General features: G+C 70.5%; 14 protein-coding genes and 1 pseudogene. 7 read left to right on the top strand and 8 right to left on the bottom strand.

The features are described 5' to 3' along the window. Nucleotides 1-2,221: pseudogene (locus AB0M36_RS19300) on the bottom strand (hypothetical protein); the annotation flags it as partial. Nucleotides 2,222-2,724: 503 nt separating this feature from the next. Here AB0M36_RS19300 and AB0M36_RS19295 point away from each other — a divergent pair. Together AB0M36_RS19295 and dnaB are read left to right on the top strand one after the other, a co-directional pair. Next, complete coding sequence (locus AB0M36_RS19295) at nt 2,725-2,931, top strand: hypothetical protein (RefSeq protein ID WP_364159249.1); 207 nt, start codon at nt 2,725-2,727, stop codon at nt 2,929-2,931. Nucleotides 2,932-3,021: 90 nt separating this feature from the next. Beyond that, on the top strand, nt 3,022-4,455 hold the full coding sequence (dnaB, locus tag AB0M36_RS19290) for a replicative DNA helicase (protein WP_364159246.1): 1,434 nt from the start codon (nt 3,022-3,024) through the stop codon (nt 4,453-4,455). Nucleotides 4,456-4,609: 154 nt separating this feature from the next. Here the strand turns inward: dnaB and AB0M36_RS19285 are convergent, their stop codons facing one another. Genes AB0M36_RS19285 through AB0M36_RS19275 form a run of 3 tightly spaced genes read right to left on the bottom strand, consistent with a single transcriptional unit; the run spans nt 4,610 to nt 13,199 of the window. Next, the gene (locus tag AB0M36_RS19285) at nt 4,610-12,454 is read right to left on the bottom strand and encodes a toxin glutamine deamidase domain-containing protein (protein ID WP_364159243.1); all 7,845 of its coding nucleotides are present in this window, start codon (nt 12,452-12,454) and stop codon (nt 4,610-4,612) included. Further along, complete coding sequence (locus tag AB0M36_RS19280) at nt 12,451-12,780, bottom strand: hypothetical protein (protein ID WP_364159240.1); 330 nt, start codon at nt 12,778-12,780, stop codon at nt 12,451-12,453. Before AB0M36_RS19280 ends, AB0M36_RS19285 begins: the two co-directional genes overlap by 4 nt. Next, nucleotides 12,777-13,199, bottom strand: a complete 423-nt coding sequence (locus AB0M36_RS19275) for a YbaB/EbfC family nucleoid-associated protein (protein ID WP_364159237.1) — start codon at nt 13,197-13,199, stop codon at nt 12,777-12,779. Before AB0M36_RS19275 ends, AB0M36_RS19280 begins: the two co-directional genes overlap by 4 nt. A gap of 108 nt (nt 13,200-13,307) precedes the next feature. On the opposite strand from AB0M36_RS19275, the gene AB0M36_RS19270 reads away from it, so the two are divergent. Next, the gene (locus tag AB0M36_RS19270; protein WP_364159234.1) at nt 13,308-14,540 is read left to right on the top strand and encodes an SUKH-3 domain-containing protein; all 1,233 of its coding nucleotides are present in this window, start codon (nt 13,308-13,310) and stop codon (nt 14,538-14,540) included. Between the two features lie 321 nt (nt 14,541-14,861). On the opposite strand, the gene AB0M36_RS19265 is transcribed toward AB0M36_RS19270, so the two are convergent. Genes AB0M36_RS19265 through AB0M36_RS19255 form a run of 3 tightly spaced genes read right to left on the bottom strand, consistent with a single transcriptional unit; the run spans nt 14,862 to nt 19,031 of the window. Continuing rightward, nucleotides 14,862-15,296, bottom strand: a complete 435-nt coding sequence (locus tag AB0M36_RS19265; RefSeq protein ID WP_364159231.1) for a zf-TFIIB domain-containing protein — start codon at nt 15,294-15,296, stop codon at nt 14,862-14,864. A gap of 1 nt (nt 15,297) precedes the next feature. After that, nucleotides 15,298-16,512 (bottom strand): glycosyltransferase 87 family protein, encoded by a 1,215-nt coding sequence (locus AB0M36_RS19260; protein ID WP_364159643.1) that lies wholly within the window; start codon nt 16,510-16,512, stop codon nt 15,298-15,300. Nucleotides 16,513-16,526: 14 nt separating this feature from the next. Continuing rightward, a complete protein-coding gene (locus AB0M36_RS19255) occupies nt 16,527-19,031 on the bottom strand; it encodes a bifunctional diguanylate cyclase/phosphodiesterase (RefSeq protein ID WP_364159228.1) in 2,505 nt (834 codons plus the stop codon). 570 nt (nt 19,032-19,601) lie between these two features. Between AB0M36_RS19255 and moaC the strand changes: the two genes are divergently transcribed. The 4 genes from moaC to AB0M36_RS19235 are packed head-to-tail and all read left to right on the top strand — an operon-like array spanning nt 19,602 to nt 22,223. After that, nucleotides 19,602-20,093, top strand: coding sequence for a cyclic pyranopterin monophosphate synthase MoaC (gene moaC / locus AB0M36_RS19250; RefSeq protein WP_364159225.1), 492 nt, complete (start codon nt 19,602-19,604; stop codon nt 20,091-20,093). Continuing rightward, a complete protein-coding gene (locus AB0M36_RS19245; RefSeq protein WP_364159222.1) occupies nt 20,090-20,572 on the top strand; it encodes a MogA/MoaB family molybdenum cofactor biosynthesis protein in 483 nt (160 codons plus the stop codon). Before moaC ends, AB0M36_RS19245 begins: the two co-directional genes overlap by 4 nt. 11 nt (nt 20,573-20,583) lie before the next feature. Beyond that, nucleotides 20,584-21,795 (top strand): molybdopterin molybdotransferase MoeA, encoded by a 1,212-nt coding sequence (locus tag AB0M36_RS19240; RefSeq protein WP_364159641.1) that lies wholly within the window; start codon nt 20,584-20,586, stop codon nt 21,793-21,795. After that, nucleotides 21,792-22,223, top strand: a complete 432-nt coding sequence (locus AB0M36_RS19235) for a molybdenum cofactor biosynthesis protein MoaE (protein WP_364159219.1) — start codon at nt 21,792-21,794, stop codon at nt 22,221-22,223. Before AB0M36_RS19240 ends, AB0M36_RS19235 begins: the two co-directional genes overlap by 4 nt. Here AB0M36_RS19235 and AB0M36_RS19230 read toward each other — a convergent pair. After that, on the bottom strand, nt 22,210-23,556 hold the full coding sequence (locus AB0M36_RS19230; RefSeq protein WP_364159216.1) for a glycosyltransferase 87 family protein: 1,347 nt from the start codon (nt 23,554-23,556) through the stop codon (nt 22,210-22,212). The genes AB0M36_RS19235 and AB0M36_RS19230 overlap by 14 nt on opposite strands. Nucleotides 23,557-23,653 lie beyond the last annotated feature (97 nt).

The raw sequence follows: 23,653 nt of genomic DNA, 5'->3' as shown, positions 1-23,653 counted from the left end.
CGCGCCAGTCGCCGCCGTCGGCCTGGTCGCCGCGCCAGTCGCCGCCGTCGGCCTGGTCGCCGCGCCAGTCGCCGCCGTCGGCCTGGTCGCCGCGCCGGCCGGCGCCGTCGGCCTGGTCGCCGCGCCAGTCGCCGCCCGTCTGGTCGCCCCGCCAGGCATTGCCACTCGCCTGGTCGCCGCTGCGCCAGGAGGCGCTGTCCGCCTGATCTCCGCCGCGCCAGTCGCCGCGTGGCGCTTGACCGCCGCCGCGCCACTCGTCGCGTGCTGCCTGGTCGCCATTGCGCCACTCGTCGCGCGCTGACTGGTCGCCGCCGCGCCAGTCGTCGGGCGCTGCCTGGCCGCCGCGCCAGTCGTTGCGTGGCGCTTGACCGGCGCCGCGCTGATCGTCGTCGCGGACGGAGTCGGCACTCTGCCAGCCGTTGGAGCGGGCGGCTCCGCCACCCGGCCAGCCGTTGGCGGAGTCGCCTCCCTGCCAGCCGTTGGCGCGCGTCTGACCATCGCTGCCACGTGGGTCGCCGTCCGGTGACCGGCCGCTGGTCGCCCAGCCCTCGGCGTCGGGCTCCACGGCTCGACGGCCGTTCGCGCGCGCGCCACCACGGGCCTCGTCGGCGCTGCGCCAGCTGCCCGAGGCCGGGTCGGCGGTGCGCCAGCTGTCGGTGGCCGGGTCGGCGGGGCGCCGGCCGTCCGTCGCGGCGGGGCCTTGCCAGCTGTTCGTGGTCGAGCTGGTGCGCCAACTGTCAGGCGCGGGGGCGTCCTGGCGCCAACTCGGGTTGTCGGCTACCGGGTCCTGGAACCTCGGAATGCTTCCGGTGTCGGTGTGCCCCGCCCAGTTGTCGGCGTCGGAGTGTTCCGTCCAGCCCGTGCCTCCGCTCGTACGGGATCCGGGCTCGGCGGCCCGGCGGTGACCCGCCTGGCGTGACCCGGCGTCGAAGCCCCCCTGGCCTGCGGCCGACTCGCGGCGCCATTGGGCACGGTCGTCCTCCCGGACCAGGTGACGGCCGTCGTCGAGGCCCGAGGACCAGCTCGCGGCGTAGGAGACCGGCTCGGCCGGCAGCTGGGAATTTTGCCGGCTCGGCGAGCTTTCTCCCGGCCGGCCGGTCTGCCGCCGCGCGCCGCCGCCCTCCCCCGGCTGGTCGGTTTGCCAGCTCTGGGCGCCGTTCCGGGTCGGTTGGTCGGTTTGCCAGCTCGGGGGGCCGCTCCGGGTCGGTTGGTCGGTCTGCCGGGGGAAGGATCCCGTATCGGAGGGCGACGGGGGCTCCGACCGGCCCGCTCCGGTGAACTGCTGCCAGCTCGGACGGCTGTCCCAGGAGGGGCGCTCGGTGCGCGGCTGCGGTGCGTCGGCCGGCTGCGGGGGCGGCGCTGACTCCTGCCACGCGGGGGCGGCCGACGGCGTGGCGAACTGCTGCCACGACGGTCGCTCTTCGCCACGCTGCCGGCTCGGGGGTGCGTCGGCCGGGCGCTGCTGCCAGGGCGGAGCTGGATCCGTCGGGCGCTGTTGCCACGGCGGAGCGGCCTCCGCGGGGGGCTGCTGCCACGAGGGCCGGTCCTCGCCGCGCTGCCAGCTCGGCGTGCCGTCGGTCAGGGGCGGCTGCTGCCAGCTCGGGGGCGCGTCGGCCGGGCGCTGTTGCTGCCAGCTCGGGGTGGCGTCCGCGGGGCGCTGAGGTCCGCCGGCGCCTGGCTGCTGCCATGACGGTGCGTCGGTCGATTGCTGCCACGACGGGGTGTCGGTCGATTGCTGCCACGACGGGGCGTCGGTTGCGGGCTGCTGCCAGCTGGGAACCGCCGAGGTCGGCGGCGTGCCGGTCGGGGGGTCGACGGTGTCGGGGGTGGGCCAGGCCGTGCCCGAGATGGCCGGCAGGCTGGTGGGCGGGTCGACCGGCGGGCGGAAGTTCTCGCTGTCGCCGGACTGCCATGCCTCGGTCGTCTGACGCCAGCCATGGGTCCCAGAGGCGGACCGCCATTCGGTCGTCTGGCGCCAGCGGGCCGTGTCGCTGGTGGCGCGCCACTCGGACGTGGACGTGCGCCAACCGACGCCATCGGCGGGAATCGCCGGACGGCCGGTCGCCGCGACGTCGGACCACCGGCTTACCGTGCCCGAACTGGACCTTTCGACCGCTTGGTCCTCGTTTTGTGCCCAAGCCTCGGCGCGCAACGACCAGGCGACGGCCTCGGGAATGGGCTGCATGCTGCCGGTGTCGGCGACCGAACCGGTGCCCCACACGGTGGCTCCGGGTTCCACAATCTGGGAGGAATCAGGACTTTCTGGGCTGTCTGTGGGTGTCCAAGGGTCCGTACCGCTCCTCCCGCGCGGCAGGCGGGCGCCGAAGTCCCACTCCCGTTGGTCCACCTGAAAAGCGTGACGTGCGTTCAGCGGATCTGCAACGCCCTGGGGCGATGGCTTCGTCACGAGCGGCACCTTTTTGTTCTCTCCACACGGTGGGGACGGCAAAAGTGCTGGTCAGAACGGTACGTCCGGGGGCTTCCCCAGCCGTTATACACAGGCTGTGCACAGGGCCGCGCACAGAACCGGGGGTGTTGTCCACAGGTTGTCCCGAGACTCGTCCACCGGCCTGCTTGGGCCGATGACGTGCGGGTTCGTATGGTTACCCGCGCCGGATCACGCCCTCGGGCCGATCCGGTCGGGAGGTTCCGGCGGTGGAGGGCTCGTTGTCCGGGTCACCCGGGCGGGGATGCGCTCACCCGAAAGTGTCGTACCCAGGCAGTTTGATCGTTTGGGGCGGGGTGTTCGGCGGGCTGCGCGGCATCGACGGCCGCGACAAGCTTGCCGGCGGGGTCGGGCGGCTCGGTGGTTGGATGCTCACCCGGGCCTCGAGGTTCGGGGTGGGCGGATGGCTGTGGGTGGAGATGGCCCGGACGGGCCGGCTGCTCTCGGCGGGCAAGGCTGGGCGGATCGCCACGATTCTGCCGTGATGAGCGGCGAACCGGCCGGAAATGAGCACGAGCCCGACCGGCGCTGCCGGGCGGTTGTGGTGTGAGATACCCGAGAAGGGGGAGGTCGGAGTGTCGATCACCGACGACGCACGGCCCGAGTCCCGGCCACAGACCGGCGGTGGGCGCCCGCCCGGCGGCAGGCCACCCGGCGGTGGCGGCCCGACCGAAGGCGGATTCGACAAGACGCCGCCCCAGGACATCGCCGCCGAACAGAGCGTCCTCGGCGGCATGCTGCTGTCCAAGGACGCCATCGCCGACGTCGTGGAGATCCTCAAAACCCCGGATTTCTACCGCCCGGTGCACGCCACGATCTTCGACATCATTCTCGATCTGTACGGCCGGGGCGAACCAGCCGACGGCGTCACGGTCGCCGCGGCCCTCGCCGACTCCGGTGACCTGCAACGCGTCGGCGGAGTGCCGTACCTGCACACCCTGATCGAGAGCGTGCCGACCGCGGCGAACGCGTCGTACTACGCCCGCATCGTCTCGGAGCGCGCCGTGCTGCGCCGGCTCGTCGAGGCGGGCACGAAGATCGTGCAGCTGGGGTACGGCACCGGCGGCAACGGTGGCCGCGACGTCGACGACATCGTCGACCTCGCCCAACAGGCCATCTACGACGTGACGGAAAAGCGGGTCAGCGAGGACTTCGCCGCGCTCGGCGACATGCTCCAACCCACCCTCGACGAGATCGAAGCCGTCGGCGCCCAGGGCGGCGTGATGACCGGCGTACCCACCGGATTCTCGGATCTTGATCGGCTTCTCAATGGTCTTCACCCCGGCCAGCTGATCATCGTCGCGGGCCGCCCCGGTCTGGGTAAGTCGACGGTCAGCATGGACTTCGCCCGCAACGCGGCCATCCGCAGCAACTGCGCCAGCGCCATCTTCTCCCTCGAAATGAGCAAGATCGAGATGGTGATGCGCCTGCTCTCGGCGGAGGCCCGGGTGCCACTGCACACCCTGCGCTCCGGCCAGCTCTCCGACGACGACTGGACCAAACTCGCCCGCCGCATGGGCGAGATCAGCGAGGCACCCATCTTCGTCGACGACACCCCGAGCATGAACCTGATGGAAATCCGAGCCAAGGCCCGCCGCCTCAAACAGCGCCACGACCTGAAGCTCCTGGTGATCGACTATCTCCAGCTGATGACCTCACCCAAGCGGACGGAAAGCCGCCAGCAGGAGGTCGCGGACCTGTCGCGAGGACTGAAGCTCCTCGCCAAGGAGATCGAATGCCCGGTGATCGCGGTGAGCCAGCTGAACCGAGGCCCGGAACAACGTACGGACAAGCGCCCCCAACTGTCCGACCTGCGTGAATCCGGCTCCATCGAGCAGGACGCCGACGTGGTGCTGCTCCTGCACCGCGACGACTATTACGACAAGGAATCACCCCGAGCCGGCGAAGCGGACTTCATCGTGGCGAAGCACCGTAACGGCCCGACAGACACGGTGACGGTTGCGGCGCAACTCCACCTGTCCCGCTTCGTCGACATGGCCATCGTCTAACGCCAATCGTGACATCGCTTTCGTCTCGCAAGTGGACCGAAGGTGTTGTCTCGGGCCGCTCGGACCGCGTCGCGAGGCGGAAGCTGAACCGTCGCAGGGGTTTGCCCCGGGCGCGATGGCTCGCCCGGGGCAAGTTCGCCGTCATGAGCGGCAGTCAAAGACTGACAGTGATGGTCCCTCTGTCACCGCGCCACACGACGTAACCACCATCGCCGGTAACAACGATCATGCGCAGCTCCGGCCGAATCTCCGACGTGAGCGACTCCACCGCACGGCGGATCCCCCGCACCGCGTCGTCGATGCTGAGCCCGGCCCGCTCACCGTCCACAACAGCCACGACAACTCGCGGGTCCCGCCCAAACGACCCACGCAGTCGCCGCTCTACCAGTTGAGAAAGGTCAGGATCCCGCGCCGACGCCGGCTCCCCGGGATCAAGCCATTCGAGACCACCGTACGAGCCGGCGTCGGCGCCATCGGCCCGGATGATCACATCCGGACCAGGCTGCCCGTCGGGGGCGGCGTCGAGAACGCGGACGTCGAAGGAAGTGCCGAGTCGCTGGGCCTGCCGGCGGTTGTGCTCGTACCCGAAGATTTCCAGGTAGTGCGCACCGGGCCGGAACGCGACACCCAGCGCGCCCAGGCTCTGGCCCGGGCGAGAATTTGGCCGCGCTGCCTCCTCGGCGGGGCGGTCGGTTATGGGCGGGGAGGGCCGAAGTCCCAGCCCATCCGCTCGCCCTCCTCGCATATCTTGAGCAGCATTTCCTCGCTCGGGAGCTCGGTCCGCAACTTCTCGCGGGCGATCTCCTCCGCCGTCTGCCGATCGATCACCCGGGTCCTGCCCTGGTGCTGGTCGTCGTAGAGCAGTGGCACTGCCAGCCCGGGGGCGTAGATCCACGCCATTCTCGGGACGCTCCAGATCACCGCCTGGAACGGACTGTCCGGGGAAGTCTGGTAAGCGATCAGGCTCGTCACCCTTCCCGACATATCCGACTTCAGCACCGCCTGGTAGTCGAACGGCTTGTCGGCCATGTTCGTCGTCCGATCTCGTCGCACCGAGCACGTCGGCTCGGCTGAGGCCGTAGTCAGCCAGGTCTTCGTCGAAGGTCCTGCCCTGCCGTTCCAGGTGGCGAGCGTACTCGCGCCACATAGCCGGCTCGTCCACCATCAACCGGCGCAGTGAGGTGTCCACAGTCTTGGCGATCAGCAGCCGGTCGAGGCCCTCGGGCTGATGCTCGGCGACATGAGCATCGTGATTGATCTGGAGAATTCTCAGCAGGGCTCGCATGCGAAGATGGGCCGATACTCGCCGGAACCGGAATATTTCGTACGCCTGGTGTGTCGCCGTTCCGACCGCGCGTGACAAGGCGGTAGGAAATTGCACCTCAAAGACAAAACCATCGCGATCGGTCATCGTGACATTCAGTCCATTGTGGCGGCCCGCAGGGCTCCAGAAGTTCACCAGCCGGCCGGCCGTGATGCCAAGACTGCTGAGCTCGGCAAGTGCTGCCCCGACGGCGTTTGCGTAGCCGTCTTCGGGGAGCTGGATGGAGAACCGCACGCGATCTTTGGTGTTCTGCAGGAATGCGTGCACCTCCAAGGCCTCGAACTCGGACTCGATGGCGAACGCCCGAGCGAGCGAGTAATCGGTCTTGACTCGGTGCTCCTCGCCGACGATCTCAGGGGGAGGGGCGAATCCAAGCGATCGAAGCGCGGTGACGGCTTGATGGAGACGGCCGGAGATGCGCTCGGCCGCTCGATGCGCCTCGATGACAGACGCGGTGATGGCGGCCCGATCGTCGTCGGCAAGGCCGGCTAGGAGGCGGCGCTCCTCCGCCTCGGCATCGAAGTCTTCTTCGGTTGGCGGCGCTACTCCCGGGGTGGGCCGTAGGACCAGTTCATGCGTACGCCCTCTATGCACATCGCTTCCAGCTGCTCCGGACTCGGAAGTTCCGTATGCAACTGCTCCCGCGACAGCTGCTCCGCTGCTGTCCGGTCGACACTCATCGACTCGTCTGCGTATGAATCGTCGAACAGGAGACCGGCTGCCAGCCCTGGGGCGTATATCCACTGCTTCCTCGCCGCGTGCCACATCACCGCCACGAGGGGTTCCGTCGCTCGGCTTCGGAAGGCGATGAGGCTCGTCACCTGGTTCGAGCCTGGCGATGCGAGGAACGCTTGGTATGCGAAGGTCGGGTCGCTCATCGACTGGGTCCAACCTTTCTATGCCCGATATGTCTTCCGGGGCGAGGGTCCAATGGTGCAGTGCCTGATGAAGCGTCATGCCGTCGGAGGCCAACGCCCTACGGTATTCGATCCATGGTTCTTTGCCGGCGCTGCGCGTCGCCCATCGCACCAGCGAAGTGTCGACCGGAACGATTGATTCCATTGCGTCGAGGTCGGCTGGCTGGTGCGCGGCCATCTCGTGCATCTTGTTGATGGCAAGGATGGCTAGGAACGCCTCGACTCGCTCTATGCCGGTGATGGTTTCCGAGCTCAGGCGTACGATCTCGTATAGCTCGTGGGTCAATTTGCCGACGCGGCGGGACTCCTCAGTGGGAAACTGGAGCTCCATCCGGAATCCATTCGGGCTGGTCATAGTGACGTTCAGACCATTGTGGCGACCACGTCCGTCGCCCCAGAAGCTGGATATCTCCAGGATGTTGTATCCCTCGTTGCTGAGGCGGACGAGTGCGTGATGAAGCACCCGGGCATAGCCGTTTTCGGGAATCTGTATAGAGAAGCGCACCCGATCGTTCGAGGTTCGGAGGAACCAGTTGATCTCGGTGGCCTTTGCTGCCTCGCGCTTCGCGAATTTGCGGGCGAGCGACGCGAGTGCCTTGACCCGGTGTTCCTCGTCCACGACCTGGCCGCCCACCGCGCTGGCGAGGGCTCGCATTTTTGGTAGTTCTGTTTGTGCTGTCGCCTGGGCTTCGTGGACCGATTCTTCCAATGCTTGGCGTTGGGGTGGGGTCAGGCTGGCCAGGACAGCCTGCTCGGCCGCCCGCGCTGTCGGGTCTGGGGTGCCTGTCGGGGCCAGAGTCGTGCGGCTCCAGAGGCCCGCTTGGTGGTAGGGCAGCGGACTGGTTCTGCCCTCGTTGTTGACGACTAGGGCGTCCATTGAGACGACGTTGTCTGGGGACGGAATTCCTTTGTGGCCGTACAGGGGTGTGGTTTCCGCGAGGTAGCCGGTCTGTGGGTCGAGGAAGAGGATTTTGCCGTTCTGGTTTACTGCCGTCCAGGCGTGGGCCGTGCCCTGCTCCGATTCCGTGACGATGAAGGCGAATGCGCCGTGCCCGGTGTTGTAGAGGTGGTTGTGCAGGTTGGTCATCGCCTTGGCCACTGCGGATCCGGCGTGTTCCGCGGGGAGCGATCCGACGTAGGGGCATAGTCCCTGGAATTCGCCGCCCACGGTTTCCTCGATGCGGGACAAGCCGGCTTCTTCGGCGCCGAGGGGGCGGGTGGGGTCGCCTTCCGCGTATGCGTCGAATGTTCTTGGGGCCGATACTCGGGGGCGTCCGTGGATGTATGTCTCGTAGAGGGAGAGGACGCCGTCCACGCAGTTGGTGCCGCGGGTGGGGTCGGCCGTGGGGCCGCCGTCGTTGGCGAGGCTGAACCATTCGCCCTCTCGGGGGTCGGCCAGGCGGCGGATGCGGCCGTCCGACCCTCGCGGCATTGCCCGCTCAAGGTCTTTCTGATGTACGGCCAGCGGAGGGCGCAGGCCGTGACGTTTTCCGTATCGGCGGGAGCGGTCGATCGGAGGTGGATGGTCGTCGCCGGTGAGCATCGAGGTGTCGCCCGTGTCGACGCCGGCTCGGGCGGATGTGCCGAGGTCGTCGTTGAGGCGGATCCAGTCCGGCGGGTCGACGGCGATGTGGTCCGGGACGGCTGCTCCCGACCGTACGGAATCCGCTCGGGTTTCTAGGTCTTGGATTTCCTGCCGGATGAGGCGGGCGTCCGCGCGGAGCCGGGCGGCCCGGAGGGTGGAACCTTCGCTGTCGGCGGCGTTCGCGTGATGGTGGAGGTCGTGGATCTTGGCGTGTTGTGTCTCGGCGAGGCGGATCAGGTAGTCGGCGTGTTCGGTCCGGCGGTTGTGCTCGTGTGCGGCGCGGATGTGGGCGAGGTGGTCGCTGTGGTTGGCGCGTTGGGCGGCATCTGGGTCGGGGGTGCGCGGGGTCGGGACCGCGGCGCGATCGGTTGGCGGGGCGTGGGGATCGGTTGGCGGTGAGGCGGGATCTGTCCGCGGTGGGGCGGGATCGGTTGGCGGTCGGGCGGGATCTGTTAGCGGTGGGGTTGGCTCGGCGGTGGGGTGGTCGGGTCGTGGGCGCGGCAACCGATCGTTGGGCTCGGGGTTTCGTGGCGTTACAAGGTCCGGCTCAAACGCTGCGGCAATGCGGTCGAAATCGGTGGGATTGCGCACCTGGGAGGCTGTGAGGGCGTCGGGGATGGGGGCGCGCACCGCCTCGAAGGCCTTGGCGATGTGGCCATGGGAAGGATCCGGAGCGGTGATGTGGTGGTCGAGCGGGCGGCGCGGGACCGGAATCCGGGGTTCGGTCGGAGGAAGGGTCGGCGAGGGCGGGCCGGGTGCCGGGTCGGGAGGTGCGGGAAGCGCCGGGTCGGATTCCGGCTGCGGCGTCGGGTGTGGTGGTGGGCCGGGTGAGGGCTGCGGCGTCGGGGTTGGTCTGGGTTCGGGGCGCGGCGCCGGAATTGGCGGGGGCTTGGGCTGCGGCGGCTGTTCGGATAACGGCTGGGGTGGAGGTTCGTGGGAAAGCCGCAATGTTGGCTGTGCGAGTTCGGGGGCGGGTTCCTTGAGGCTCGGCGGAGGATCTGGCGGGGGGCTCGGTGGCACCGGGCCGGCGTCAACGTTCGTGTCGTCTACCGGCCCTGGTCGCAGGGTTGATCGGCCTGGGCGCCACATCCCTTCCGGCCGGGTGGGGAACGGCATTGGTTGGCCGTGGCCGTTTACCACCAGCGCGTCCATTGCGATCACGTTGCCGGGGTGTGGAACGCCGTGGTGGCCGTACAAGGCGGTGCCCGGTGGGGCGATCAGGCCCGACTGCGGGTCTACGAACAGGATTTCGCCGTTCTGGTTGACCGCCGCCCAGGCGTGGGCCGCGCCGCTTTCCCAGGCGTTGATCAGGAATGCGAACGAGCCGTGGCCGCCCGTGAGTAACTGTGTCGACACGGCGACCAGCGCCTGTTCCACCTGGTGGCGGGCGGCTGCGGGGTCACGGATGTCGACTGGTGGGCACACGGATTGGAGTTGGCCGCCGGCGGCGTACTCGATGCGTTCTGAGCCGATCTCTTCGCCGAACTGGGGTCTTTGCGGGTCCCCACCTTGATAGGCGTCGAAGGTGCGCGGCGCCGATACGCGAGGTCGCCCGTGCATGTATGTGTCGAAAAAGGACAGTACGCAGTCTTGGCAGTTGATGGCTCGCGTCGGGTCGGCCGCCGGGCCGCCGTCGTTGATCAGGCGGAAGTACGGCGTACGCGGGTCGGCCGTGCGCACGGGGTCGCCGCCGGCGTCGCGGGGCACGGCCTTCTCGAGATCGAGTTGATGGCGGGCTAGCGGCGCCCGCAGGCCGGCCCGTTCGCCGTAGCGGCGCGTACCGTCGATCGGCGGTGGATGGTCACTTCCCGTGAGCATGGAGCGGTTACCGAGCGAGACTCCGCCGGATGCGAGTTGACCGTTGTCGCGGTTTGCGCGATGCCAGTCCCGCGGCTCGACCGTCGTGACCGATTCCGCCGCTGGCGGCCGAGCGTTCCGCATCGCGTCGAGCTGTGCCTCGGCCCGGTCGGCGGCCAGGGTGGCGGCCAGCACGTCAGCCTCGAAAAACTGTGCCAGGCCGGAATCGAACTTGAGGAATCTGGCGACCCGGGCGGACCGGCGGGCCTGACGGGCTCGGCGCCGAGCACTCTCGGTCTTTTGCGCGAGCGCATCGATCGCATCCTGCCGGCGAAACTCCGCGTAGGCGGCCCGCTGCTGCCGCGCAAACTCAAGGTAACGGCTTGACTCGGGCGACGGCGCCGCCGGCCCAGGCCCGGCGGTCACGGCAAATGCAAAATCCGCGGGTACGTCGGCAGCATCGTTGGATGGATCCGCGCGATCGCCGCCGGCCGTGCTGACGAAATCGGACCCCGGATTGACCGGTTGCCCTGGCGTGACAACCCCGGATCCGTCCCGCGCGGATCTACCGAAATCGCTCGGCGCGAGCCGGGATGCGAGTGGTGATGCGGGCGGCGATGCGGGCGGTGGTGCGGGCGGTGGTGCAGGCGGTGGTGCAGGCCCGGCGTCCCGAGTGGCGGCGCTACCTGCGACTCCGACGCTCCGCGCTCCCGCTGAATGGGTGGTGCTGCTGTCGCGTGGCGCCATGGTGTGACCCGAGCCTGCGTCCCGGGGCGCGGTGGGATGGGTGGCGCTTGTGTCAGCAGTGTGGTGTGCCGAAGAAGCAGGAGAGGGTGCGGCATCGCGCGTCGAAATGGATGATTCCGCGCTCCCCGATGACGACACCTCGAACTGAGGCGGTGGAGGTGCGATCCCGGAGAGGTTTGGACCGCCGTGTTCCTCTGCCGGAGAGGCTGCTGTGGAAGGCGACAGGAACGACAGCGTCGGGGATGAGCCAGGCGGCGACGACTCAAGCGGAGGTGAAAAGGCCCAGGGAGAGGGCAGTTCGGGCGAGGAGGTCGCGGACGGTGGCGGTGACGAAGATCCCGAGAACGAGTCGGGCCCAGACGAGAACCCCACCACCGAAGAAGGCGGCTGGAGTGAAGGTGCCGCAGCGGCGGGCGGCGGCAACGAAGTCGCCGAAGACGAGTCAGGCGGGAAGGAAGACGCCGAGGAAGTGGGCGGTGAGGAAGCAGACGAGAGGGAGGTGGGCGGTGAGGAAGCAGACGAGAGGGAGGTGGGCGGTGAGGATGCGGGCGAGAGGGAGGTGGGCGGTGAGGAGCTTGGATGCCCTGGGCCGGACGGATCGCCAGCCAGCGACGCGAGGTCCGGCGCCGTCAGCCCGGACACCTGGGCTTGTAGCGATTCGGTGAGCTGGGAGCTCGTCGAATGCGCTGCGGCACCCGCTGCTCCCGAGCTGGCCGATTTCGCCACGTCCTCGAGGTCGGGCAACTCCCCGGTCGCCGCCGCGCCCCCGAACTCCCCCAGGACCTCCGCGCCCATTCCTCGGGCAATGCCCGGGTGCGAGCCGCGCCCGATTCCCGCGCCGGAGGCGGCGAAGCCGCCTGCGAAGCCGGCGGCCGCCGATGTGCCCAGGTCTTTCCAGTCCGGGCCGTGTGCTCGTCCCGTCGTGTTCTGGTAGGCCTGGATTCCGGCGTTGGTGGCAACCTCTTCGCGCATCTCCTCGAAGCCCTCGACCAGACCCTCCCGGCCGAGGCGCCGGAGACCCTGCCTGGTTGTCAGCTGGGTGGCTGCGCGTTCGCTCGCTTCCTTGAGCGTCTTCTTGATGGCCTTCCGGCCGAGCCGTTCGACGAGGCGCTTGAAGATCTGTTGGATCGCCAGGCGGGTCGCCGCGATCAGGCCGCCCGCGGCCGGGGAAGCCGCACCCAGCGTCAGGGTGACCGCTACGGCCATGCCGATCAGCTCGATGAGGAACAGGCCGATCTCCACCCACGCCTCGAGCTTGGCCCCCTCGATGTCGCAGCCGCACTCCTCGACAAGCTTGCCCAACTCGTCGGCGATCGCCAGCAGCGTCGTCAACGGCGCCGGGTCCTCCACAGCGACCCTGTCCCACGCACCGAGGAAAGCCCGCGCGGTAACCCCCGCGCCGCCGAAGCCGGCGGCCACCCGGGAGGCCGCGTCGAACGCCTCGTTCCGCGGCGAAGCGAGCAGCCCCGCGATGGCATACCACCGATCGGCGACATCCCAGGTTGCCTTCTCGTCCCCCTCCGGCCACTCGAAGCCGACGACCCATTCGAGGGCCTCGTAAGCCCACCCAGGCACGTCAAACGGGCTGAACTCCAGCGGATGCGGAATCGGGCTCGGCAGGACCGTCACGACCGCTTCCCGAACGAGTGCTCCACGCGTACCGAAGAAATTTCGTCAGTCCGCAGTGCCTCGCGGACGGTCTGGACCGACGCGTCGCCGAGTTCTTCGACGTAGGCGCCGAGCCTTTCCCAGGCTTGCAGCACCTGCTGCTCGATGGGGCGGTAGTTGCGCTCGAAGGCCTGCCCGATGTCGTCGTTTCCCCACGGGCGGGTGGCGCTCTTGGCCGCGACCTCTGCCCCGGCGCCGGTGCGCAGCTCGGTGAGGTGTTGACCTGCCGATGCCAGGTCGCGGCCCCCTCCGGCCGCTTGCCCGGGGTCGAGCCACAACTCGCTCATGATGGAGGGTCTTCCTCCCGCATCGCGGCGTCCTGCCGGTGGAGCAGTGAGCCGAGGTCGTCGTCGCGGAGGAAGCGCATCGGTCCCGAGTCGGCGGGCAGGTATCCCGCCATCAGGCGTTCGACCTGGGCAGCGGCCTCCGCCGCCGCGGCGGTCGTCGTCGCGACGATCGCGCGGCTCAGGTCGGTGACGTCGAGGTCGCGGTAGATGTGGCGGTCGAGGCGGAGGTCGACGAGTTGGCCGCGGGGGCCGACGGTTGCCCGGATCAGGCCGTCCGGCGACTCGGCGGTCGCCCTGAGGTCGGTGAGGCGGCGCTGGATGGAGTCCAGATCGGACCGAAGGCGCTGGTATTGGCCGTACACATCGTCGAGGCGCGCCCGCAGGTCGTGGTTGGCGTCGCGGTCTGACGTCTGCGCCACCGTCGTGCCTCCTCGCATCCATCGACAACCTTGGACCTTACCGGGAGACGCGACACCTCGTGGTCCGGTAATTTCAGCCCCGCACGGGTTGGCACACGAGGAGGCGCGATGATCACGCTGGCGGATGCCGAGGAGATCGCCGCCGGGTGGGCGCGTGGCGAGTCCGAGCTCCGGGGGTACGAGTGCACGCCCATGGTCAGCGAGTTCGACCTGGGTTTCGTGGTGTGGACGAAGGAGCCGTCGTCCGTTCTGCCCGTGCCCGGCGACGGGGTGCGGACGGTGATCGACCGCGAGACGGGTGTCCTGTCCACGTACCCGGGTGTGCCGTCGACCGTCGTCGCCGAGATGTACCGGCAGCGGCAACCCGAGGTGGCCGCGCAGCGTCGGACCGTTGATCCCGAGGTGGAGCTGCGCCGGGGGGTGCGGCGCCGTCCGGCACCCACCACCGCCGCGCATCTCACTGTGGACGGTCGGGTCTTCATCGCACACGGCGCGAAGGGCGATCAACGCCTTGAGCATCATCCGCTGGTCGCGGAGCGGCTGCGCGCCATCGAGCCGGGCGCACGGGTGCGCGGCGACGAGCGTCACGCCGAACTGATCGTGCTGTCAGACGCGCTCTACGAGGCGGATCGCGGGCGTGGCATGCCGCTGACCGCGGGCGAGGCCCGCGAATGGCTGCGTACGTCCGATTTCCAGGCGTTTCTCGTGCGCGAGCAGGGCGATCCGCTCGGCGGCACGCAGGCCCGTCCGTGCGAGTCCTGCCTGGTCACGCTGGTCGACTTCGCGGTGCTGCCGTGGTCGCATCTGGCCTTTGTGGAGCCGCTCCGGCCGTACTCGGAGAATGTCGCGCAACCCGGTCGCTTCCCGGACCCGATGGCGGGCGCTCTGGCGGACGCCGGCTGGCGGCCGACGCACCGGATGGTGGCGGAGGCGCTCGCCGAGGGCATCATCGAGGACGTCGTCGCGGTCACCGGTCGACGCCATCGGCACCGGCCGTTCACGGCTGCCCGCGCGGCGATCATGGACTTTCCCGGGATCTTCTGCGGCCTGCGGATGCCGGGCGTGCGCCGGCAGGTCCGCTGGCTGGCCCTCGAGCCGTCGGCGGCGGCGCACACGGCGGACGCGTTCGGGGAGTTCGCCGCCGTGATCGGCGCAGCGCTGTTCCCGCTCGGTGTCGAGGCCAAAGGCGAGGCGATCGTGGCGATCGACGAGCGCGGCCGGCTGTTCGCGCTGGACCAGGGCGGCGAGTGGTATCTCGGCGAGAATCTGGACGAGGGTCTGATCAGCCTGCTCACCGGCGACGGCCCCGCCGAGCGCGTCCGCGACGACGGCACCTGGTGATTCTTGGATCAACACCGATTCGACGGTACGGCCGCACCCGCCCCCAAACTCAGCAGCGTGGCCGGCCGCCCCACGCGCGGAGGACCGTAGCCACTCCAGACCGTCGTCGGCCGCCGGCCGGGCGCGACCGTGCCGCCGAGCAGGGAGGCGGTGGTCGGCGGCGCGCCCGCGCTACGACTGGCTCGGCTCTCCGGACAGCGACGGCGGCGGGATCCGCGTGGTGCGACGGCGGCCGGCGTGGACGCGTGGTGCGACGGCGGCCGGCGTGGAACGCCTCATGCCGCCGCCGCGTCGCCATGGAACGCCCCGTGCCGCCGTGGGTCAGTCGAAGAGCTCGTTGAGGAAGCTCTTCTTGCGCCGGTAGTGGCCGTGGTGGCCGTGGCCCTGCCGGTAGTGGCCGTGGTGGCCGGGGCGTCCGTATTGAGGCGCGCCGTATGCCGCCGCGGCCGGTGGGTAGGCGGGCTGGCCGTAACCCGGAGGCGCCGGGGGCGGTGCGGCGTAACCACCGCCGGGCGCCGGCGGGGGCGGCGGCGGCGCGTAGCCACCCGGGGCGGGCGCGCCGGGCGCCTGGGCCGGCCGGGGCGGGGCGCCTGCCGGTGCCTGACGGTTGTTCCAGTTGGCCTCGGCCTCGAAGAGCTTCTCCAGCTCGCCACGGTCGAGGAAGATGCCGCGGCACTCGGTGCACTGGTCGATGGTGACGCCGCTGCGCTCGTACGTCCGCATTTCGCCGTGACACTTGGGACAGGTCATCTGCATCTCACAAACGGTACAAGGCCGGGTCACTCCGCGGTGGCGTTGTAGCTGTGGGTCTGCTGAAGACCAGCGCGGGAGCCCAGGCGAGCAGCGCCAGCGGGTAGAGCAGGTAGCCGAAACGGGTGGTGGGCATCAGCAGGATGGCGGTCAGCAGGCCCCACCCACAGAAGCGCGCCGCGGTCGCCGCCGTGTCGGGTGCGCGGCGCACGAGCAGTACGGCGATCGTCAGGGCGGCGGCGCCCAGCAGGCCGGCCGCGACGTAGCGTCCGCCGGGCAGCGCCTGGGCGATCAGGAAGCCGGGGAACGGCGATTGCGCCGGGCTCGTCACGATGCCGTGCCCCAGCGGAAAGCGGATGACGTTCTCGACGAAGGCATTGCCGTCGATCAGGAACGTGGGCACCAGCACGAGGATCGGCAGCCCCAGCGCGCCCGGCAGGAACCGACGCAGGTTGCCCGTGGTGAAGGCGAGCACGAGCAGCACCGCGACGACGGGCAGGGCGAAGAGCTTGAGCGCGGCGGCCGCGCCGATCGCGAGTCCGGCGGCGGTGAAGCGACCGGCCGCGCAGCAGGCGAGCGCGAGCAGGCAGAGAGCGAGAACGGGCAGGTCGTCGCCGCCGGTGGCGAGGGTCAGTGCGCAGATCGGCAGGACGGTAGCGAACTGCACCGCGACCACCGGGCCGGTGCGCACCAGGCGTACCGCCGCGATCAGGGCCGCCGCCGTGACCAGCGCGAACCAGATCCGCGCGTCCGTGATCCAGACGTCGCCGAAGGCGGCGCGAGGCAGTCCGAAGACGGCCATTCCCGGCTGGTACGGGGCATAGCCCAGCAACTGCTCCCCGGGCGGCAACGCCCCGATCGCCTCCGGACCGAGGTACGGCGTGCCGGTGTGCACGAGCCGCTCCCCCATGTGCTCGGCGACGCGGACCTCTTCCTGGGCCCGATCGGTGCGCCCGCCCGCCCGCTGCACCGCCTGCACGAGCAGCGGCAGCAGGGCCACCGCGACCCAGGTGACCCAGGCCAGCGCCATCCGCGCGGCGGGCCTGCGCAGCACGAGCTGGACAACGGCGACTCCGCACGCGGCGAGGTAGCCCCACGCCGCGACGCCACCCCAGGCGCGGTGCGGCAGAAGCGTCGACGTGAGCGCCGTGACCAGGGCGAACACGGCGGAGAGCCCGTAGAGCACGACATCGCCCCGGAGGCCTTCGACGGCGCGGGACATGCGGGCGAGCAGCTTCACGCAGGCAAGTGTGGCAGAGGTGATCTCGGATTTCGGCGGCGCGCCATCCGGACGACCGATCCCGACTTGTGCAGCGGACCGGCCAGGAAACCCGGCCGGCCGTCGGAGCCGCGCTGCAGCGTTGCGAGCAGCCTGCCGGCGCGCATCGGGCGGGCGAAGAGGTGACCCTGTCCGGCGACGCAACCCAGCTCCCACAGGGCGTGCCGCTGGGGTTCGCTCTCCACGCCCTCGGCGATCACGGCGAGGTGCAGGCTGCGGGCGAGGTCGACGGTGGAGCGGACGACGGCGGCGGCCTCGGGGGAGGTCTCGACGGCGACCACGAACTCCCGGTCGACCTTCAGCTGGTGCACCGGGATCCGGGAGAGCACCGACAGCGACGAGACGCCGGTGCCGAAGTCGTCGAGGGCCAGCCGGACGCCGGCGTCGCGCAGTTCGGTGAGGGCGCGTTCGACGACCTCGAGCTGGCTGAGGGTCAGCGTCTCGGCGAGTTCCAGGACGAGTCGGTCGGCCGGGACCGCGTGGGTCGCTAGCCGGGCCAGGACGGCGGACGGGAACGTCGGATCGAGCAGGCTGCGTGGCGACACGTTGACGGCCACGGGCAGGTCGAAGCCGGCCTCGCGCCAGCCGCCGACGGCGGTCAGCGCCTGCTCCAGCACGGCGTCGACGAACGCCGGCAGCTGACCGGAGCGCTCGACGGTGTCCAGGAACTGCATCGGGGTGAGGTCGCCGTGTTCGGGGTGGTGCCAGCGGGCCAGGGCCTCCGCGGAAATGACCTCGCCGCTGCCCAGGTCGACGATCGGCTGGTAGTCGACGACGAATTCCCGGTGGGTGACCGCGCGGGTCAGCTCGCCGCCGAGGACGAGCCGGCCGACGTCGGCGGTGTCGCGGGCGTGTGCGTACGTCGCGGTGCGTTGGCCGGAGCGTTTTGCCTGGTACATGGCGACGTCGGCGCGGCGCATCAGCTCGCTGACGCCCCCGCTGCCGGGCGCGAGGGCGATGCCGCCGGCCGCCTCGACGGTGAGCTGCATGCCGTCGACCTCGATGGGTCGTTCGAGGATGGCGAGCAGGTCCGCGGCACGGTGGGTGGCGACGGCCGGGGCGGGCAGGCCGGTCAGCAGCACGGCGAACTCGTCGCCGCCGAGCCGGGCGACCAGGTCGTCGGGGCGGGCGGCGTCCTCGAGCCGGCGGGCGACCTCGCGCAGCACCTCGTCACCGGCGGTGTGTCCGAGGGTGTCGTTGACCTCCTTGAAGTGATTGAGGTCGATGAGCAGCATCGCGAACATGCCCTCGGGCGCCCGCCGGGCGAAGATGTGGTTTGCCTGGTCGAGCAGCTCGCGGCGGTTGGCCAGCCCGGTCAGCGGGTCGTGGGTCGCGGCGTACGCGTTCTCGGCGTTGATCCGCTTGAGCTCGGCGTAGGCGCGGGCGTTGCCGATGGCGGTGGACAGCGACGAGGCGAAGGTCTGCAGCTTGTAGCGTTCCGACTCGTTCAGCGTCACGGGCCTGCGGAACCGCAGGCGCAGGACGCCCATCCGGCCGTCGGGGCCGTCGAGTTCGGCCTCGATCATCGAACCGTCGCGGGCTGGTGCGCCGACCACGGTTCCGTCGTAGCGCAGCTGCCCGGCCGATCCACGGACCAGCCGGGGCGGGTCCGCGTCACGGAGCTCGATCTCGGCTTCGTCGGCGGAGAAGAGCTCCGGGGTGAGCGTGACCGCGGCGTGCAGGACCGACTCCAGGTCGGTGACGTTGAGGCGGTCGGTGGTGCCGGCGAGGCGTCGCCAGGCCTCCTGATCGGCGCGTTGGCTGATCTTGTTCTTGGTGGCGAGCTGCAGCGCCAGCACGGTCGGCACCATGGTCAGAATCAGCAGCTCTTCGTGCTCCACCACCATGACGGTCAGCAGCGCGAGCACGAGGTTGATGCCGCGAATGCCGATCACGACGTCCCAGTTGTCGCTTGCGGCCTGCCGCCAGGGAGTGCGGGTCGACAACGAGATCGCCGTGTGGCCGAGAAGGTGGTCCAGCAGCGCATAGGCCAGTGCCGCCGCGGTGAGGCCCAGGAGCAGTCGTGGAATGGACGGCACGACGACGTCGAGACTCGTGGTGGGACGGATGCCGGCGAGGAAGGCGACCGAGGCGGCGGCGGCCGCCGCGCTGGTGTCCTTCGCGACGTTGAACAGCACCTTGATCGGCTGGCGGGTGAACGCCTTGGAGGCCAGCACGCCCAGGGCGGTACAGATGATCACCCAGGGCAGGGGAACCGTGGCGATGGCCAGCAGGATCGCCCCGGAGGTGGCCGGGAAGGCACGCCTGTCGGACCTGATCCGCAGCTTGATGATGGGGCCGCTGGCCCCGGCCGTGATCGCGGTCAACGCGCCGAGGAGAAGGAGCTTGCTGGACGGCACGGCGGTCACGGAGAGCGCCGACACGAGCAGGCAGGCGATACCCGCACACGCGACTAGACCGACATACAGCCGGAGCCGCTTGTCGGTCTTCGCGTCGTTCACTGCGGTCGCCCCACGTTCCCATGGTCTCCCGCTGCCCATACGGGCTGTCAATGACCGATTGCCGCTCCGTGAGGAGCGCCGGTCACCGGTGGGTTCACAACCAGTCGACTTCACGCATCTCGGCACCTCCGCTTTCGTGAATGGGAGCGGCCGTTCGGCTGCCACCCATAGACAAATCTCTGAACAATCCCGGTCCGCGTTTCCTGTGCCGAGGTTAGAAAAGAAACGGCGATTAGGGAAGAATGATTTGTCGCTCGTTTCATGAAATGCGAGGTTGGGGCACTTTATACCAAATCTGTGACGGTTTGCTGACGCTCCGCATGCGAGGCGTTCCCGGGAGGGCGGTGATCAATCACCGACATTTGCGCTGCTGCGTACCGGGCGCGCAGAGATGAATGTACGACGGTTTGGTGAATGGGCCGAATCCACAAAGCGCACACTGGCTCGATTTGTTGCGTAGAACGGATTGCCATCTCGAAAATGCTACGGAAAGTGTGGGCGCGCTGACGATGCGCCATTGCTGGCGCGGCGAATGTGAAGACCGTCCAGGCGATGGATACTCTGGCCCATGTGACGAACGCAGCGAAAATGACTCATGTCGACGCCGACGGGGCGGCCCGCATGGTCGACGTATCGGCGAAAACCGTGACCGTCCGCCGGGCCGTCGCCGCCGGCCGGCTGGTCACCACCCCCGAGGTTGTCGCACTGCTGCGCGGTGACGGCCTCCCCAAGGGTGACGCCCTCGCGGTAGCCCGCCTCGCCGGAATTCTGGGCGCTAAGCGGACACCCGATCTAGTACCCCTCTGTCACCCGATCGGGTTGCACGGCGTCACTGTGGACCTGACGATCACCGACGCCGGAGTGGACATCGTCGCCACGACGAAGACCGCCGACCGCACGGGCGTCGAAATGGAGGCGCTCACCGCGGTGGCCACCGCGGGGCTCGCGCTGATCGACATGGTCAAGGCCGTCGACCCCGCGGCGAGCATCGAGGCCATCCGGGTGCTGCGCAAAGAGGGCGGCAAGACCGGCGAATGGGTACGCCCGGAGGACCGCCCATGATCCGCGCCCGAGTGATCGTCGCCTCCCAGCGTGCCGCCGCCGGCGTCTACGAGGACACCAGCGGCCCCCTGCTCGTCGCGGGCCTGACCGACCTCGGCTGCCAGGTCGACCCTCCGGTCGTGGTGAGCGACGGCCCGCCGGTCGCCGAGGCGCTGCGCGCGGCCGTCGCCGAGGGCATCGACGTGGTGCTGACCAGCGGCGGAACCGGAGTCACGCCCACCGACCGGACGCCCGAGGCGACCCGAGGGCTGCTCGACTTCGAGGTCCCCGGCATCGCCGAGGCGATCCGCGCGTACAGCCGGGACAAGGTGCCGGCCGCCGCGCTGTCGCGGGGTCTCGCCGGGGTCGCCGGCCGTACGCTGATCGTCAACCTGCCGGGGTCGACCGGCGGCGCGCGTGACGGGCTGGCGGTGCTCGGCCCGATTCTCGACCATGCGGTGGAGCAGATCGCCGGCGGCGACCATAGGCTGCAGAAGTGAACGCGCAGAGCATGCCGGTCGACTGGGACAAGGCCCGCGCCCTGGCCTACGAGGCGGGCCGGGTGGCGGCGGGGCCGGCGGAGTCGGTGCGGCTGGACGCGGCGGACGGCCGCACGCTCGCGGAGCCCCTCGTGGCCCTCACCGATCTGCCCGCGTTCCCGACCTCGAGCATCGACGGCTGGGCGGTGCGCGGCCGCGAGCCGTGGCGCCCGGTCGGCCGGGTCCTGGCCGGCGGCACGCCGCCGCCGCTCGCCGAGGACGGCACCTGCGTGGAGATCGCCACCGGCGCCATGGTTCCGGACGGCGCCGAGGCACTGATCCGGGTGGAGGAGTCCAGCCGGGACGCCGCGGGCCTGGTCAGCGGTAAAGCGCGCGCCCAGGCGGAGTGGCGGCTGCCCGGTGAGGAGGCCCGCCGGGGCGAGGAACTGCTGCCGACCGGCACGCCGGTCGACCCCGCTGTGCTCGGCATGGCGGCCACCTGCGGCTACGACACCATTCCCGTACGCCCGCGGCCCCGCGCCGCCCTGCTCGTCTTCGGCGACGAGTTGCTGACCAGCGGGCCACCGGGCGACGGCCGCGTCCGCGACTCGCTGAGCTCGCTGGTCCCGGCGTGGCTGCGGCGCTCCGGTGCCACAGTGGAACCCGAGGCCGTCCAGGGCCCGGTGCGCGACACCCTCGACGCCCACATCGAGGCGATCCGGCACGGCCTGGCCGTCGCCGACGTCGTCTGCACCACCGGCGGCACCATGCACGGCCCCGTCGATCACCTGCACCCCGCCCTCGCCGCCCTCGGCGCCGAATACGTCGTGAACACGGTCGCCGTACGCCCGGGCTTCCCGATGTTGCTCGCCACGGTCGCCGGCTCCGACGGACGCCCGCGCTTCCTGGCCGGGCTGCCGGGCAACCCGCAGTCCGCGGTCATCGCGCTGGTGTCCCTGGTGGCGCCGTTGCTCGCCGGCCTGCACGGGCGTGAACTACCGTCGCTGCCGCGCGTCGAACTGACCCAGGACGTCGCGGGCCGGGGCGGATTCACCCACCTGGCCCTCGCCGCCCTCGACAACGACCGCCGGCGGGCCACGCCCGTCGGGCATGCCGGCTCGGCGATGCTGCGGGGCCTGGCCCGGGCGCACGGCTTCGTCGTCGTCCGCCCCGATCAGCCGGCGAAAACCGGTGACCTCGTGCCGTTCCTGCCCCTCCCGCTGTCTCCCGGGGAGCGCCCATGACCAGTGTGGACACCGTACGGATCGCCGAGGTCGGCGACACCGCCCTCGACCTGGCCGCCCACGAGAAGGCCGTCGCCGACCCGCGGGCCGGGGCGGTCGTCTCCTTCCAGGGCGTCGTCCGCGACCACGATCACGGGCGGGGCGTGACGCTGCTCGAATACGAGGGCCACCCGGGCGCCGCGGCCGTGCTCCGCGAGGTGGCGGCGGAGATCGCCGCGGATCCGGACGTGTACGCGGTCGCCGTGTCGCACCGGGTGGGCACCCTGCGGATCGGTGACGTGGCGCTCGTCGCCGCGGTCAGCACGGCTCACCGGGCCGCCGCGTTCGCGGCCTGCGCCCGGCTGGTCGACGAGGCCAAGGCCCGGCTGCCGATCTGGAAGCGCCAGGTCTTCGCCGACGGCACCGAGGAATGGGTCAACTGCCCCTGACGAGGGGTTCGCGCGGCGGCGGGATGGTCATCGCCCGACGGCTCGCGCGGCGGCTCTCCCAGCGGTCGATCGGCACGGCCGGCGCCGCTCCCGCCCGCCACGGCAGTGCGTTGACCAGCAGGATCAGGGCCAGCGCATAGGAGTTGCGGGAGATCGGGTCGGCGAGGCTGCCCATCGGTGCCAGCACCGTCAGCAGGTAGACCGCCACGGCCGCCGCGGCCAGGCCGGCGCCGGGGCGCCGGGGACGCCCCGGCAGCGAGCGTCGTGCCGAGGCACGCCGCCGGGCGGCCGCGTCGACGAGGACCAGCACGGCCGGCAGCATCCACACCAGCTCGTGGGTGTCGGTGACCGGACCGGCGATCGCCGCGGTGAGCCCCACCAGGGTGAAGGCCGCGATCTCGTCGCCGTCGGCGTGCGCCGACCGGGCGCGGATCAACCCGACCGCGACCAGCAGCAGCGAGAACGACAACCAGAGCAGGATCGGCGTGGTGGCCGACTCGTAGAGCCGGGCGAACACCCCGGCCAGGGACTGGTTGGTGGGTGCGTCCACCGGCCCGGACCGGTCGATACGCAGGAGCACCTCGCCGAACCAGGCCGCCGTCTCGTGCCGGGTGATCAGCGCGGCGGCCACGGCGGTCGTGGCGGCCGTGGCGACGGCCGTCAGCGTCGCCCGCCACTGCTTGGTGACTGCGAGGTACGCGATGAAGAACACCGGGCTTACCGTCAGCGCCGTCGCCAGCCCCACGCCGACCCCGGCCCAGCCGCCGTCGGTCCACACCCGGCGCGGCCACGGTCGCGGCGACGCGTCCGAAAACCGGGGCCACCAGCGTGCCCGGCTGCGGGCCCAGGCGCTGCGCCGCAGCGCCACGATGTCGGCGGTGATGAGGCCGAAGGCCACCAGGTCCAGCGTGCCGAGGCCGAGCGCGGCGCGCACCGGCTCCGCCGTCAGCGCCAGGGCACAGGCGGCGAGCACCACCGGCCACGGCCGTCGGCCGTAGCGGCGGGCGATCGGCCCGGCCAGGACGACGAGGGCGAGGGCCAGCGCGGCCACTCCGGCGAGGGCGAGCGACCAGCCCGCGACGGCGAGCGGCAGTATCGCGGCGGGCGCGACGAGCAGCGCGGCGGCCGGTGGCAGGGCGGTGCCGAGGTGGCTGCCGGCGGCGCGGTACGCATAAAGCCCGTCGCCGCCCAGCCAACTCGTCACGGCCGCGCGGTCCAGGTCGAGGCCGCTGAATCCGTACCGTTGGGCGATCGTGGTGATCGCGGCCAGGAGGCCGACGCAGGCGAGCGCGACCACGACGGATCGCGAGGTCGCGGGGCGCGCAGGTGTCATCGCGGGCATGCCCCACCCCCCGTGGCTCGTCCGCTCGATGCTCTGCGGTGCTTAACGTCGGGATGGCCCGTTTGGTGATTGAGATTTTGATGTTGGA

The organism is Actinoplanes sp. NPDC051346 (assembly GCF_040682215.1).
Lineage (GTDB): Bacteria > Actinomycetota > Actinomycetes > Mycobacteriales > Micromonosporaceae > Actinoplanes.
This window is presented reverse-complemented; position numbering and strand designations above follow the sequence as displayed.

Coding starts and splice junctions, on each gene's coding strand:
- AB0M36_RS19270 (WP_364159234.1), top strand. CDS start 13,308: ATGATCACGCTGGCGGATGCCGAGGAGATCGCCGCCGGGTGGGCGCGT.
- AB0M36_RS19240 (WP_364159641.1), top strand. CDS start 20,584: ATGCCGGTCGACTGGGACAAGGCCCGCGCCCTGGCCTACGAGGCGGGC.
- AB0M36_RS19235 (WP_364159219.1), top strand. CDS start 21,792: ATGACCAGTGTGGACACCGTACGGATCGCCGAGGTCGGCGACACCGCC.
- AB0M36_RS19230 (WP_364159216.1), bottom strand. CDS start 23,556: ATGACACCTGCGCGCCCCGCGACCTCGCGATCCGTCGTGGTCGCGCTC.
- AB0M36_RS19280 (WP_364159240.1), bottom strand. CDS start 12,780: ATGAGCGAGTTGTGGCTCGACCCCGGGCAAGCGGCCGGAGGGGGCCGC.
- AB0M36_RS19265 (WP_364159231.1), bottom strand. CDS start 15,296: ATGCAGATGACCTGTCCCAAGTGTCACGGCGAAATGCGGACGTACGAG.
- AB0M36_RS19245 (WP_364159222.1), top strand. CDS start 20,090: ATGATCCGCGCCCGAGTGATCGTCGCCTCCCAGCGTGCCGCCGCCGGC.
- AB0M36_RS19260 (WP_364159643.1), bottom strand. CDS start 16,512: ATGTCCCGCGCCGTCGAAGGCCTCCGGGGCGATGTCGTGCTCTACGGG.